Source organism: Herbaspirillum sp. Her2, assembly GCF_057961375.1.
This window is the reverse complement of record NZ_CM176331.1, coordinates 236759-250497: the sequence shown is the minus strand read 5'-3', so window position 1 is coordinate 250497 and position 13739 is coordinate 236759. Positions and strand designations below refer to the sequence as shown.

At 62.3% G+C, this 13739-nt stretch carries 13 protein-coding genes; all 13 read right to left on the bottom strand.

The features are described 5' to 3' along the window. Positions 1-36: 36 nt before the first annotated feature. Complete coding sequence (locus ACWHXP_RS01090) at positions 37-1008, bottom strand: GGDEF domain-containing protein (protein WP_489635886.1); 972 nt, start codon at positions 1006-1008, stop codon at positions 37-39. Between the two features lie 201 nt (positions 1009-1209). Then, on the bottom strand, positions 1210-1641 hold the full coding sequence (locus ACWHXP_RS01085; protein WP_489623675.1) for a ComEA family DNA-binding protein: 432 nt from the start codon (positions 1639-1641) through the stop codon (positions 1210-1212). A 134-nt stretch (positions 1642-1775) separates the two neighbouring features. Then, positions 1776-2729 (bottom strand): D-glycero-beta-D-manno-heptose-7-phosphate kinase, encoded by a 954-nt coding sequence (gene rfaE1 / locus ACWHXP_RS01080; RefSeq protein WP_489623676.1) that lies wholly within the window; start codon positions 2727-2729, stop codon positions 1776-1778. Between the two features lie 19 nt (positions 2730-2748). Continuing rightward, complete coding sequence (locus ACWHXP_RS01075; RefSeq protein WP_489634677.1) at positions 2749-4128, bottom strand: UDP-glucose dehydrogenase family protein; 1380 nt, start codon at positions 4126-4128, stop codon at positions 2749-2751. Between the two features lie 36 nt (positions 4129-4164). Continuing rightward, positions 4165-5340: a lipopolysaccharide assembly protein LapB gene (gene lapB / locus ACWHXP_RS01070; RefSeq protein WP_489623678.1), complete on the bottom strand. Its 1176-nt coding sequence runs from the start codon at positions 5338-5340 to the stop codon at positions 4165-4167. 16 nt (positions 5341-5356) lie between these two features. Beyond that, complete coding sequence (locus ACWHXP_RS01065) at positions 5357-5683, bottom strand: LapA family protein (protein ID WP_034332766.1); 327 nt, start codon at positions 5681-5683, stop codon at positions 5357-5359. A 366-nt stretch (positions 5684-6049) separates the two neighbouring features. Continuing rightward, a complete protein-coding gene (locus ACWHXP_RS01060; RefSeq protein WP_006462119.1) occupies positions 6050-6355 on the bottom strand; it encodes an integration host factor subunit beta in 306 nt (101 codons plus the stop codon). Positions 6356-6368: 13 nt separating this feature from the next. After that, on the bottom strand, positions 6369-8084 hold the full coding sequence (rpsA, locus tag ACWHXP_RS01055) for a 30S ribosomal protein S1 (RefSeq protein ID WP_008331552.1): 1716 nt from the start codon (positions 8082-8084) through the stop codon (positions 6369-6371). 216 nt (positions 8085-8300) lie between these two features. Continuing rightward, positions 8301-8969, bottom strand: coding sequence for a (d)CMP kinase (gene cmk, locus ACWHXP_RS01050; RefSeq protein ID WP_088756372.1), 669 nt, complete (start codon positions 8967-8969; stop codon positions 8301-8303). A gap of 57 nt (positions 8970-9026) precedes the next feature. After that, positions 9027-10358 carry a 3-phosphoshikimate 1-carboxyvinyltransferase gene (aroA, locus tag ACWHXP_RS01045; protein WP_402709873.1) on the bottom strand — a complete coding sequence of 444 codons (1332 nt, stop codon included), beginning with the start codon at positions 10356-10358 and terminating at the stop codon, positions 9027-9029. An 81-nt stretch (positions 10359-10439) separates the two neighbouring features. Beyond that, positions 10440-11327 (bottom strand): prephenate dehydrogenase, encoded by an 888-nt coding sequence (locus tag ACWHXP_RS01040; protein ID WP_489623679.1) that lies wholly within the window; start codon positions 11325-11327, stop codon positions 10440-10442. Between the two features lie 39 nt (positions 11328-11366). Next, complete coding sequence (gene pheA, locus ACWHXP_RS01035) at positions 11367-12440, bottom strand: prephenate dehydratase (RefSeq protein ID WP_259433076.1); 1074 nt, start codon at positions 12438-12440, stop codon at positions 11367-11369. A 131-nt stretch (positions 12441-12571) separates the two neighbouring features. After that, positions 12572-13684: a 3-phosphoserine/phosphohydroxythreonine transaminase gene (serC, locus tag ACWHXP_RS01030; protein ID WP_489623680.1), complete on the bottom strand. Its 1113-nt coding sequence runs from the start codon at positions 13682-13684 to the stop codon at positions 12572-12574. Positions 13685-13739 lie beyond the last annotated feature (55 nt).

The following is a 13739-nucleotide window of genomic DNA, read 5'->3' as shown; positions in this document are numbered from 1 at the left end:
AACGCCTTTGCCTGCATCCACCGCCCTGCCTGCCCTTCAAGCCGGGGCGCTGCGCGCCTTCTTGCGCTGATACATGGCGTGGTCAGCGCTGCCCATCAGGTCTGACAGATCGGCATGGCTGGCCGCATTGTACTGGGCCACACCGACGCAGTAATCCAGCTGGTACTCGCGCCCACCGTTCTGGTTGAAGGCCTGTACGGCCTTCTGCAGATGCGACAGGACCACCGGCACATCGGTCTCGGCGGTATTGGTCAGGAACACAGCGAATTCATCCCCGCCCAGGCGACCGACGACATCGGACTCGCGCAAGGTCGTCAGCAGCAGGCCGGCAAAATCGGCCAGCGCCAGGTCGCCGGCGGCATGGCCGAAGCGATCGTTGATCTGCTTGAACTGATTGAGGTCGAATCCCAGCATGCAGGCCGGGCGCCCGGTGCGCTTGCTGGTGGCCATGGCATGCCGCGCCAGCGCCTCGAAGCCGCGCCGGTTGGAGACACCGGTCAGGTCGTCGATGGTGGCCAGTTTCACCGCGGCCAGCTCCTGTTCCACCATGGCGGCCAGATCCTTGAGCAGGGCCTGTTCATCCGCATCGAAGTCGCGCGGCTTGAGATCGACCAGGCACAAGGTACCCAGAGTGAAGCCGCTTTCACTCTTGATGGGGCAGCCCGCGTAGAAACGGATGAAGGGTTCGCCGGTGACCTGTGGATTTTCGGCAAAACGCTCATCCAGCCGGGCATCGGGCACGATAGTCATGCCTTCATGCAGGATGGCATGAGCGCAGAAAGAAATGTCGCGAGAGGTTTCCGAGGCGTCGCCCATGCCCACGCAGGATTTGAACCACTGCCGGTTGACGTCGATCATGGTCACCACCGCCATCGGCACGTCGAACAGTCGCCGCGCCAGGCGCGTCAGCCGGTCGAATCGCTCTTCGCGGGGCGTATCGAGGATGCGCAGCGAATGCAGGGCGTCGATACGGGCGGCTTCATTGGCGGGTAGCTCGGCGATTCTCATGGTCATCAGCGCAGAATCAGAATGGACGTGGTTGCCGACGTTAACGACAGGCTTCGGACGACTTTAACCCCAAATTTTTGCAGAAACAAGAAATAGTTGTTCACAATTGCATATACCAATATGAATCGTGAGAACCGACTTTCGTTGACGCTTGCACCGCCGGAAACGACAGGCTCCCCAGTTCCCTGGCCTGCCTTTGCATCACTTGCCGCCGGCCTTGTCCTGGGCCTTGTCAGCGCTCTTGTCAGCGCCCTTCTCTGCCGGCTTGTCGTCGCTCTTGGCGGACTTGGCCGAGCCCTCCTTGCCCTTGTTCTCAGCGCGTGAGGCTTTGCCTTCCTTGGCGGCCGGTGCAGCGGCTCCCGCCTTGGCCTGGCCGTTGACGGTCAGGCCATTGGCGGACAACTTCACGGCGGCCTTGTCCTTGATGCCCTTGACGCGCTTCTCCAGATCGGCCCAGTCCTTGAAGGCACCGCCCTTCTGGCGCTCTTCCAGGATGCGTTTGGACATCGAGGGGCCGATGCCGCGCACCCCATCCAGGGCGGCCTGGTCGGCCTTGTTGACGTCCACCTCGGCCCAGGCCAGGGCGGTGGCGGCGAAGAAGCTGAGGATGAACAGCAGGGTTTTCTTCAACATGATGTGTCCTTTCGACTTTCAACGTTCGGTTGGAGGAAAAAACAAAAGGCAGTCCATCGGAAGATGGACTGCCCTTGCTCAACGAAAACCGAACCCGCCTGTTGACCGAAATTCCGCTAGAAACAGTCGTCAAATCAGACCGCCAGCAACTCCTCGCGCGTGACGGTGGCGGTGCCCAGCTTGCCGACCACGATGCCGCCGGCCCGGTTGGCCATGGTCACCGCATCGACCAGCGAGGCCCCTGCACCCAGCATCACGGCCAGCGTACCGATGACGGTATCGCCGGCACCGGAGACGTCAAAGACTTCACGCGCCATGGTCGGGAAGTGCGTGACCTCGCCGTCGCGATACAGGCTCATGCCCTCTTCCGAGCGGGTCAGCAGCAGGGCTTCCAGGTTGAGCTCGGCGCGCAGCTTCTGGGCGCGGGCGGTGAGGTCTTCCTCGTTCTTCCACTGGCCGACGATGCGCACCAGTTCCGACTTGTTGGGCGTGAGCACGGAGGCCCCGGCATAGCGCGCGAAATCGTCGCCCTTGGGATCGACCAGGATACGCTTGCCGAGCTTGCTGGCCGTCGCGATCATCTCGGCAACGTTGACCAGGCCGCCCTTGGCGTAATCGGAAAAGATGATCACATCGTAACCGGCCACCAGTGAATTGAATTGCGTGAGCTTGTCGCGCAACACCGTATCGGTAGGCGCTTCTTCAAAATCGATGCGCACCAGCTGCTGCTGGCGGCCGATCACGCGCAGCTTGACGATGGTGGAAATGCCAGGATCGCGGTTGAGATGGCTGCGAATGCCCATCTCGCCCAGCATGCTCTCCATCACGCGCGCCGGTTCATCGTCGCCGGTCACTCCCAGCAGCGCCGTCTGCGCACCCAGGCTGGCGGTATTGCGGGCCACGTTGGCGGCACCGCCCAGGCGCTCTTCCTTGCGCTCCACGCGCACCACCGGCACCGGAGCTTCCGGCGAGATGCGATTGACTTCGCCGAACCAGTAGCGGTCCAGCATGACGTCGCCAACGATGAGGATGCGTGCCGAATTCCAGGCTGCCGCGATGTTCTTGTTCACGATCTTGTCCGTATTCATGTTAAGGGGACGCAGCAGCTTACTGCGTGCGGGCTTGCAAGGAACGGCCGATGCCGTAGTACTCGATGCCGCTGTCAGCCATCAGCTGCGGATCGAACAGGTTGCGGCCGTCAAAGATCACCGGATGGTTCAGCGCTGCCTTGACGCGTTCGAAATCGGGGCTGCGGAAAGCCTTCCATTCGGTAACGATGGCCAGTGCATCCGCACCCTGCAGGGTATCCATCGGCGAAGCCGCAAAGCGGATCTGCTGCAGACGGTCGGACTCGTCGGCGAAGTCCAGTTCAAGCACGCGTGCAGCTTCCTTCATGGCGACCGGATCATAGACCGCCACGCTGGCGCCACGGCGCACCAATTCTCCGATCAGCACGCGCGAAGAGGCCTCGCGCATGTCGTCGGTATTGGGCTTGAAGGCCAGGCCCCAGATGGCGAAATGCTTGCCGGAGAGGTCTTCGCCGAAGCGCGTCACGACCTTCTTGCCCAGCACGTGTTTCTGCAGGTCGTTGACCTGCTCCACGGCCCGCAGGATCAGCAGCGACTGGTCATAGTCACGCGCGGTGCGTTCCAGCGCCTGCACATCCTTGGGGAAGCAGGAGCCGCCATAGCCGCAGCCGGCGTACAGGAAGCTGTGGCCGATGCGCGGATCGGAGCCGATGCCGTGGCGCACGGATTCGATGTCGGCACCGACGCGATCGGCCAGATTGGCCAGTTCGTTCATGAAGGAAATGCGCGTGGCCAGCATGGCATTGGCCGCATACTTGGTGAACTCGGCCGAGCGGACGTCCATCCAGTAGGTGCGTTCGTGATTGCGGTTGAAGGGTGCGTAGAGCTTCTTCATGAGGGCCTGCGCGCGCAGGCCTTCGGCAGTCTGGTCATGGCCGATGACGATGCGGTCAGGACGCATGAAGTCTTCGACGGCCGCGCCTTCCTTCAGGAATTCCGGATTGGAGACGACCGAGAAGCTCAGTTCAGTCTTGCCACGCCCGGCCAGCTCCTCCCTGATTGCTGCCGTGACGCGGTCGGCAGTTCCGACCGGCACGGTGGACTTGTCGACCACGACCTTGAAACCTTCCATATGGCGGCCGATGTTGCGGGCCGCCGCCAGCACGTATTGCAGGTCGGCCGAACCATCTTCATCCGGCGGCGTGCCGACGGCGATGAACTGGATGTCACCATGGGCCACGCTGGCTGCCACATCGGTAGAGAAGTGCAGACGACCGGCAGCGCGGTTGCGGGCCACCACTTCTTCCAGGCCGGGTTCGTGGATGGGAATGCCGCCATTGTTGAGGATGTCGACCTTGCGCTGGTCAACGTCCAGGCAGAACACGTCGTTACCCAGTTCGGCCAGGCAGGCCCCGGTCACCAGGCCTACGTAGCCGGTGCCGATGATGGTGATTTTCATGGTAGATCCAGAGTTCAAGTACGGCCCGCGAAGGCCTCAATTCATGACATTCAATTCTTCAGTGCGGCGCGGCGGGTAAGTTTCCCACTGGCTGCAGCCCGGGCATTGCCAGTAGAACTGGCGCGCCTTGAAGCCGCAATGGCTGCACTGGTAGCGCGCCAGCTTCTGCGTATAGCCGTGCACCAGGGTCTTGACCACGGCCAGCTCGGGACGCACGGTCTGCGGCGCGCTCATCATGCGCGCTTCCAGGAACTTGTCCAGGCCCAGCAGCGTCGGCGTACGGCGCAGTTCGTCGCTCACCAGCACGTTGGCGGCATCGATGCCGTCGGCGTCCAGCACGGCCTTGAAGACCACTTCCAGCAGATCGATCGACGGGGCTTCCGCCAGGTAGGCGCGCAGCAGGTTGATGCCCTCCTGCGGGCGACCGACGGCGATGTAGCCATCCATCAGGCGCTGCGCCACCAGGGCGGTGTGCGGCACGCTCTGGTGCTCGACCCGACGCCAGGTTTCCAGCGCGCCTTCGATGTCGCCGCGCGCGCGCAGCGCATCGCCGATCAGCATGGTGGCGCGTACGCTCTTGCGGTCGGCGGCCAGGGCCTTGTCCAGCAGGGCCATGGCAGCATCGGTGTTGGAACGCACCAGTTCATCGGCGGCCAGTTCGCAGTAGAACTGGGCAATCTCGCGCTGGCGACCACCGGCACCCGTGGCTTGCAGGATTTCGGCGGCGGAGATGGCGCGCTCCCATTCCTTCTCGCGCTGGTAGATCTCCAGCAGGGCGCGGCCGGCCTGGGCGCTGTAGGGGGTGTCGATGAGCTTGTTGAAGGTTTCTTCAGCGCGGTCCAAGAGGCCCGCCTTCAGGTAATCCTGACCCAGTTCATAGAGCGCATGGCCCTGGTGCTCGGCTGGCAGGTCGGGACGCGCCAGCAGGTTCTGGTGCACGCGGATGGCGCGCTCGGTCTCGCCGCGGCGGCGGAACAGGTTGCCCAGGGCGAAGTGCAGTTCCACCGTCTCGGGGTCCAGCTTGACGATCTCGATGAAGGCGTCGATGGCCTTGTCGGGCTGCTCGTTCAGGAGGAAGTTGAGCCCCTTGAAGTAGCCGCGCGGCAGGGTGCGCGACTCGGACAGCAACTGGTTGATATCCACCCGCGCGGCAATCCACCCCAGGCCGAAGAAGACCGGGATGCCGAGCAACCACCAAAATTCAAATTCCATAAACAGTGAGGGGCAATTAGAGGATGTGCTGCGCGGTGATCACGCTGTCAGGCTGCGGCGGCTGGGCCTGCACCTGGGCGATCTCTTCCTGCTGCTTCTGGACTTGCGACAGGGCTTTCCTGTAACGCGAGGCTTCGCGGCGGTGGCGCATCACCAGCGGCACCATGGCCAGCACGCCCAGGATCGCGCCGATCACGAAGAAGGCCAGCAGTACCAGTACCAGCGGGTCGGTGCGTTCATAACCGAGGAAGAAATGCATGGTCACTTCCTGGGTATTGCGCAGGGCGAAGAAAAAGAAGAACACGAACAGGATGGCCGCGATCAATCGGGACAGTATTTTCATGGCGTAATCCTTTCTGGCGGGTCGTGGTTAGCCCGGAGGCCCGAAGGCCAAGCTCGCCGGCAAGCGATGCGCAACACCCATGACGATAAAGGCGATGCGCGAGGACGGTGCCGGTCCGCAGCATTATTGCGCTGGCCGGAAAAATCGCGCCGATTTCGCGCGCATTCCCGGTCAATCCAGGGTAAATCGGGATTGTACGTGAAAAAAAACGGCATCCAAAGATGCCGTTCATTTTGTTGATCAGCCTTTACACCCGTTCACCTAGCGGTGCGCGAGTGTGCAGCTTTCAACCATTGTTACTGCTCGCGGGCGCAGAAAACTTCATCTGCGCACCGCAAGAACTGCCTGGTCACAGGCCCAGCCGGGTCAATCCTCGCGGATTGGCTGGCCGACCATCGCATCGACGCGTTCGCGCAATTCCTTGCCCGGCTTGAAGTGGGGGACCCGTTTTTCAGGGACCATCACCTTGTCGCCGGACTTGGGATTGCGGCCGATACGCGGCGGACGGCGGTTGAGCGCGAAGCTGCCAAAGCCACGGATCTCGATGCGCTGGCCGGTCGCGAGCGCGTCGACCATGGCATCGAGGATGGTTTTGACCGCGTAATCCGCATCCTTGGCAACAAGTTGCGGATAACGCTCAGCCAGACGGGCGATCAGCTCCGACTTTGTCATCGTGACCGGAAGATCAGTTCTTGTTGTCGAGCTTGGCCTTCAGCAGCGCGCCCAGGCTGGTGGTGCCCGAAGCAGCGTTGGAGTCAGCCGACATCTTCTGCATGGCTTCCTGGGTCTCAGCGTTGTCCTTGGCCTTGATCGACAGCTGGATGCTGCGAGCCTTGCGGTCGATGTTGATGACCAGGGCTTCGACGGCGTCGCCAACCTTCAGGTGGGTACCGGCATCTTCCACGCGGTCGCGGGAGATTTCGGAAGCGCGCAGGTAGCCTTCGACTTCGTCGGTCAGCTGGATCACGGCGCCCTTGGGCTCAACCGACTTGACGGTACCGGTCACGATCGCACCCTTGTCGTTCAGGGCGGCGAAGTTGTTGAACGGGTCGCCTTCCAGCTGCTTCACGCCCAGGGAGACGCGCTCGCGTTCCACGTCGATGGCCAGCACAACGGCTTCCAGCTCGTCGCCCTTCTTGAACTTGCGCACGGCTTCTTCGCCAGCTTCGGTCCAGGACAGGTCGGACAGGTGCACCAGGCCGTCGATGTTGCCCGGCAGGCCGATGAACACGCCGAAGTCGGTGATCGACTTGATCGAACCCTTGACCTTGTCGCCCTTCTTGTGGCTCATGGCGAAGTCGTCCCACGGGTTCGGCTTGCACTGCTTCATGCCCAGGGAGATACGACGACGCTCTTCGTCGATTTCCAGAACCATGACTTCGACTTCGTCGCCCAGCTGGACAACCTTGTTCGGGGCCACGTTCTTGTTGGTCCAGTCCATTTCGGAGACGTGCACCAGGCCTTCGATGCCTTGTTCGACTTCCACGAATGCACCGTAGTCGGTCAGGTTGGTGACCTTGCCGAACAGGCGGGTGCCTTGCGGGTAGCGACGCGACAGACCGGTCCACGGATCGTCGCCCAGCTGCTTGACGCCCAGGGAGACACGGTTCTTCTCTTGATCGTACTTGAGGACCTTGGCGGTGATTTCTTGGCCAACCGACAGCACTTCCGACGGGTGACGCACACGACGCCATGCCAGGTCGGTGATGTGCAGCAGGCCGTCGATGCCACCCAGGTCAACGAACGCACCGTAGTCGGTGATGTTCTTGACGATACCGGTGACGACGGTGCCTTCCTTCAGGGTTTCCATCAGCTTGGCGCGCTCTTCGCCCATCGAGGCTTCGATCACGGCACGGCGCGACAGAACGACGTTGTTGCGCTTGCGGTCCAGCTTGATGACCTTGAATTCCAGGGTCTTGCCTTCGAACGGGGTGGTGTCCTTGACCGGACGGGTGTCGACCAGCGAACCCGGCAGGAAGGCACGGATGCCGTTGGTCAGAACGGTCAGGCCGCCCTTGACCTTGCCATTGACGGTACCGGTGACGATCTCGCCGGACTCCATCGCCTTTTCCAGCGAGAGCCACGATGCCAGACGCTTGGCCTTGTCGCGCGACAGGATGGTGTCGCCGAAACCGTTTTCCAGGGATTCGATCGCAACGGAGATGAAGTCGCCGACGTTGACTTCGACTTCGCCGTTGTCGTTCTTGAATTCTTCAACAGGGATGAATGCTTCGGACTTCAGGCCGGCGTTGACGATCACGAAGTTGTGATCCAGGCGCACGACTTCTGCCGAGATGACTTCACCCGAACGCATGTCCTGACGCGACAGCGATTCTTCGAACAGAGCAGCAAATTCGCTGGAGGTATCAACACCTGCAGCGATAACGGTAGTGGTAGACATAAAAGAAAGTAAGAAAGATTGGCCGGTATCCGTGTGATGCAATCAGGCTGACTTGCACTGCCGTCTTCGTTGCCGCCGACGACATGGGTACTGGGTTAGGTTTATCAACACCCGTCAGACTTTGCATCTGCCGGGCACCAATGGCACTACGGGTACAACAAGGACTTGCCCATGATGGGTGCTGAACGGGCCGTTTCAATCGGATTGCAACGGATTTCAGTGCCCCAGGGCAGCGTACCAGCTGAGTACCTGCTGCACCGCTTCGTCAGCGGTCATGTCGGATGTATCCAGGTGATATGCACCCTCCGCAGCCTTCAAGGGCGCCGACGAGCGATTCATGTCGCGTTCGTCGCGTTCCTTCAAATCTCTGGAGAGGTCTTCGATATTAGCAGAAAAACCCTTGTCAATCAATTGCTTATAGCGTCTTGTAGCGCGTGCTTCCACACTGGCGGTCAAAAACACCTTCAGACGGGCACCGGGGAAGATGACGGTGCCCATGTCGCGGCCGTCGGCCACCAGGCCGGGAGGTTTCCTGAATGACAACTGCAGGCCATACAAGGCCTGGCGCACGGTGATCAGGGCGGCGATCTTGGAGGCGGTATTGCCGACCTCTTCGGCGCGGATGGCCTGGGATACGTCTTCGTTGGCCAGGAAGATGTGGCCGCCATCGAAATGACAGTGCAGGTGCTCGGCCGCCTTGGCCAGGGCGTGTTCGTCATCCAGGGCTACGCCGCGGCGCAGCACGGACAGCGCCGTCAAGCGGTACAGCGCGCCCGAATCCAGGTAATGGAAGCCCAGTTCCCGGGCCACCTTCTGGGCCACGGTGCCCTTGCCGGAGGCGGTCGGACCATCGATGGTGATGACCGGTATCTTTGCTTTTTCCATGGCCTGATCCCTTTATCTGTGAATAATTTAGTGTAATTCCGTCAAATAAAGGGTTTATCAGATCAAGGTTTGTTCGGCAATCTTTTTGAAGACCTCGAAGTAATCGGGGAAGGTCTTGGCCACGCACTTGGGGTCGTTGATGCGGATGCGGTTGCCACGCCGCAATGCACCATCCAATGCCGCCAGCGAGAAGCACATGGCCATGCGATGGTCGTCATAGGTGTCGATGGCAGCCGTACCGATCTCGGCCGGGGGAGTTACCGTGAGGTAATCCGCGCCCTCTTCCACCTGCGCACCCAGCTTGCGCAACTCGGTCGCCATGGCCGAAAGACGGTCGGTTTCCTTGACGCGCCAGCTGGCGATGTTGCGCAGGGTGCTGGGGCCGTCGGCGTAGAGCGCCGCCACGGCGATGGTCATCGCTGCATCCGGAATGTGGTTGAAGTCGGCATCGATGGCCTTGAGCGGGCCATTGGAGGAGGCCTCGATCCAGTTCTCGCCCATGGTGATGGTCGCGCCCATCTGCTCCAGCGCTTCGACGAAGCGCACGTCGCCCTGGATGCTGTCGCGGCCCACGCCCTCGACCCGGATCGGGCCGCCGGTGATGGCACCGGCCGCCAGGAAGTAGGAGGCCGACGACGCATCGCCCTCGACGTGGATGCTGCCGGGGCTGCGGTAATGCTGGCCCGGCTTGACAGTGAACTGTTGCCAGCCGTCACGCTCGACCTCGACGCCGAAGCGGCGCATCAGGTTCAGGGTGATCTCGATGTAAGGCTTGGAGATGAGTTCACCGACCACCTCGATCTGCATGGCCTCCTCACGCGCCATCAGGGGCGCGGCCATCAGCAAGGCCGTCAGGAACTGGCTGGAGACGTTGCCGCGCACCTTCATGCGCGCCGATGTCAGCTGGCCACGGCGGATATGCAGCGGCGGGTAGCCGGGATTGCCGGTGTACTCGATGCGCATGCCCACGGCATTCAAGGCATCCACCAGGTCGCCAATCGGCCGCTCGTGCATGCGCGGCACGCCATGCAGCGTGTAGTCGCCACCCAGCACGGCCAGGGCCGCGGTCAGCGGACGGATGGCGGTGCCGGCATTGCCCATGAAGAGATCAGCCTGGTGCACCGGCAGCACGCCGTTGACGCCATGGACGATGTAATCCTGGGTACCTTCGATCTGCTCCCACTTCACGCCCAGAGTCTGCAGAGCCATCAGCATGACCAGCGTATCGTCGGAGGCCAGCAGGTCGAAGATACGGGTGGTGCCGCCCGAGAGCGCCGCCAGCAGCAGGATGCGGTTGGAGATGCTCTTGGAGCCCGGCAGCTTGACCGTGCCTTGCACGTGCGGGACCGGGTTCAGGTCGATATGGCGGGGGTAGGAAGGCTGTTTCATCTTGCTTGCTTTTCTGTGGATGATGCGGTGATGGAATCGGGCCGCCCAGGCGGCCTTGACGATGTGACCGGGAAAGAATGTTCAGTTGGCCTTGCGTTCGGCCGCCTCGATGGCGGCCGCCCATTGCTGGCGGGCATGCTGGGCGCTGGCATAGATCTTTTCGAGGCCCGCGCCGTCGCTGTCGGCAATCATCGCGCGTATGCCCTGCAATTGCACCAGATAGGCATCGACCTCGGTGAGCAAGGCATCACGGTTGGCCAGCGTGATGTCGCGCCACATCTCGGGCGAGGAGGCAGCAATGCGGGTGAAATCGCGGAAACCGCTGGCGGCATACTGAAACAGGGTCCCGGCATGCGGCTTGGCGGCGATGTCATCCACCAGCGCAAAGGCCAGCACGTGCGGCAAATGGCTCACCGAAGCGAACACCGCATCATGTTCCTGCGGGGATAGGCGATGGATGATCGCACCACAGGCGCGCCAGGCGGCGGCCACGGTTTCGACATCGGACTCGCTGTTCTCGGGCAAGGCGGTGATGACCACTTTCTTGCCTTCATACAATTCGGCCAGCGCGGCTTCCGGACCATGTTTTTCACGGCCCGCAATCGGATGCGCCGGGACGAACTGCGCAATGCGCTCCCCCATCGCCTTGCGGGCGGCGGCCACCACATCGCTCTTGGTACTGCCGGCATCGGTGACGATGGCCCGGGCCTCCAGATGCGGCTTGATGGAAGCGAGGATGGCTTCGGTCTGCGCCACTGGCGCGGCCACCAGGATCAGATCGGCACCGGTAACGGCGGCGGCCGCATCGGTGGCAATGGCATCGATGATGCCCAGCTCGCGCGCACGCTCCAGGCTGGCCAGCGAGCGGCCCACGCCGACGATGTGCACAGCCTGGCCGGCACGGCGCAGCGCCAGGGCGAACGAGCCGCCGATCAGACCCACACCGAAGATGACGACTTTCTTGAACACGTTGAACTCAGCCTTGAAGAATGGCGGGACGGCAGGCGCTCACAGGCCCAGCGGATACGAGCCCAGCAGCTTGAAGAAGGCGGCGTTCTGGCGCAGCTCTTCGAGCGCCTTGGCGACCTTCTCATCCTGCTCGTGGCCTTCGAGGTCGACGTAGAAATAATATTCCCACGCGCCCATGCGGGCCGGACGCGACTCGAAGCGCGTCATCGACACGCCATGCCGCGCCAGCGGTGCCAGCAGGTTGTAGACCGCTCCGGCCTTGTTGGGCACCGACAGCACGATAGAAGTCTGGTCGCGCCCCGACGGTGCCGTGCGCAGGCGGCCGATCACCGCAAAGCGAGTGCGGTTGTGCGGATCGTCCTGGATGTGGGCGTTGACCGTCTGCAGGTTGTACTTCTGGCCCGCGATTTCACCGGCAATGGCCGCCACGCTCTTGTCTTCACCTGCCATGCGCGCGGCCTCGGCGTTGGAGGCCACCGCCTGGCGTTCGATGGCAGGATAGTTCTGATTGAGCCACGCATTGCACTGGGCGAGGGCCTGCGAATGCGCGCAGATGCGGGTGATGCCTTCCATCTTGCCGCTAGCGGTCATCAGGCTGTGATGCACAGGGATCGCCACTTCGCCGCTGATGGTCAGCGTGGTCTGCAGCAACAGATCGAGTGTGCGGTTGATCACGCCTTCGGAGGAATTCTCGATGGGCACCACGCCGAAATCGGCGGTACCGGCTTCGGCATCGCGGAACACTTCATCGATGGACACGCAGGGCAAGCCCTCGATGGCATGGCCGAACTGCTGGTACACGGCCTGTTCGCTGAAGGTGCCTTCGGGGCCGAGATAGGCCACCACCACACGCTTTTCCAGCGCACGGCAGGCCGACATCACTTCACGGAAAATGGTCTGGATATCGGTGCCCAGCAAGGGCCCGGGATTGCGGTCGGCGGCGCGGCGCAGGACCTGCGCTTCGCGCTCGGGACGAAACACCGGGGCATTGGTCTCGGCCTTGACGTGGCCCACTTCCTGCGCGACACGGGCGCGCTGGTTCAGCAGGTCGAGGATCTGCGCATCGATGGCATCGATCTTCTGGCGCAGGGGCAGCAACTTGTCGTCACTCATCTTGCTCTTTCAGGTTCTGCACGGCGCACGGGCGCTACGAGCGGCCGGCGGCGCACCGGGCATGGCGTTGGCTTGGCGCACGGCCACGGCCAGCACTGCGCGGGCGATGATACGCCCGGCCAGATGCGGCCTCAGCCGTGTTGCTGTTCGAAGTCTTTCAGATAATCGACGAGAGCCTGTACGCCCTCGATCGGCATCGCGTTGTAAATCGATGCACGCATGCCGCCGACCGACTTGTGGCCTTTCAGCTGCAGCAGCCCGCGCTCTTTGGCGCCGGCCAGGAAAGTGTCATTGAGCGCCTCGTCGCGCAGGAAGAACGGCACGTTCATGCGGGAACGGCAGTCCGCTGCGATCCGGTTGCTGTAGAAATCGGTGCTATCCAGGTAGCCGTAGAGCAGCTCGGCCTTGGCGATGTTGCGCGCTTCCAGCGCGGCCACGCCACCCTGGCGCTTGATCCACTGGAACACCAGGCCGGCGATGTAGATCGCGTAGGTCGGCGGGGTGTTGTACATGGAATCGTTGTCGGCCACGATCTTCCAGTCGAAGGCCGAGGGACAGAACGGCAGCGCGTGACCCAGCAGGTCTTCGCGCACGATGACGATGGTCACGCCGGCCGGGCCGATATTCTTCTGGGCGCCGCCATAGATGACGCCATATTTCGAGACATCCACCTCACGCGAGAGGATGTGCGAGGACATGTCGGCCACCAGCGGTGCGCCATCGGTGTCAGCCGCGACTTCCGGCGTGTATTGGTATTCGACGCCGTCGATGGTCTCGTTGCTGCAGATGTGCACATAGGCGGCATTGCGCGAGAGCTTCCAGTCGGCACGTGCCGGGATGCTGGAAAACTTGTGATCAGCCGAGGAGGCGGCCACGTTCACGCTGCAGTAGCGCCCCGCTTCCTTGATCGACTTGGTCGACCAGGAACCGGTGTTGATGTAGTCGGCCACACCGGCTTCATGCTTGCCTGCCGGCGAACGCAGCGCCGCCAGGTTCATCGGGATGATGGCGTTCTCGGCGATGGCCCCGCCCTGCAGGAACAGCACTTTGTAGTTGGAAGGAATGTTCATCAGCGCGCGCACATCAGCCAGCGCGGCTTCGATGATGGACATGTATTCCTTGCCGCGGTGGCTCATCTCCATGACCGACATGCCACTGCCATGCCAGTCCAGCATCTCGTCGGCTGCCTGTTGCAGCACTTCCTTGGGCAATACCGCCGGACCGGCGGAAAAGTTATAAACCATGTCTGCGTTCGCCATCAAAAAAGACGGCAGGCATGCGGCCCGCCGCCCTGGACTT

Excerpts from the sequence above, each read along its gene's own strand:
- ACWHXP_RS01090 (WP_489635886.1), bottom strand. The coding sequence starts at position 1,008 with ATGAGAATCGCCGAGCTACCCGCCAATGAAGCCGCCCGTATCGACGCC.
- ACWHXP_RS01085 (WP_489623675.1), bottom strand. The coding sequence starts at position 1,641 with ATGTTGAAGAAAACCCTGCTGTTCATCCTCAGCTTCTTCGCCGCCACC.
- rfaE1 (WP_489623676.1), bottom strand. The coding sequence starts at position 2,729 with ATGAATACGGACAAGATCGTGAACAAGAACATCGCGGCAGCCTGGAAT.
- ACWHXP_RS01075 (WP_489634677.1), bottom strand. The coding sequence starts at position 4,128 with ATGAAAATCACCATCATCGGCACCGGCTACGTAGGCCTGGTGACCGGG.
- lapB (WP_489623678.1), bottom strand. The coding sequence starts at position 5,340 with ATGGAATTTGAATTTTGGTGGTTGCTCGGCATCCCGGTCTTCTTCGGC.
- ACWHXP_RS01065 (WP_034332766.1), bottom strand. The coding sequence starts at position 5,683 with ATGAAAATACTGTCCCGATTGATCGCGGCCATCCTGTTCGTGTTCTTC.
- ACWHXP_RS01060 (WP_006462119.1), bottom strand. The coding sequence starts at position 6,355 with ATGACAAAGTCGGAGCTGATCGCCCGTCTGGCTGAGCGTTATCCGCAA.
- rpsA (WP_008331552.1), bottom strand. The coding sequence starts at position 8,084 with ATGTCTACCACTACCGTTATCGCTGCAGGTGTTGATACCTCCAGCGAA.
- cmk (WP_088756372.1), bottom strand. The coding sequence starts at position 8,969 with ATGGAAAAAGCAAAGATACCGGTCATCACCATCGATGGTCCGACCGCC.
- aroA (WP_402709873.1), bottom strand. The coding sequence starts at position 10,358 with ATGAAACAGCCTTCCTACCCCCGCCATATCGACCTGAACCCGGTCCCG.
- pheA (WP_259433076.1), bottom strand. The coding sequence starts at position 12,440 with ATGAGTGACGACAAGTTGCTGCCCCTGCGCCAGAAGATCGATGCCATC.
- serC (WP_489623680.1), bottom strand. The coding sequence starts at position 13,684 with ATGGTTTATAACTTTTCCGCCGGTCCGGCGGTATTGCCCAAGGAAGTG.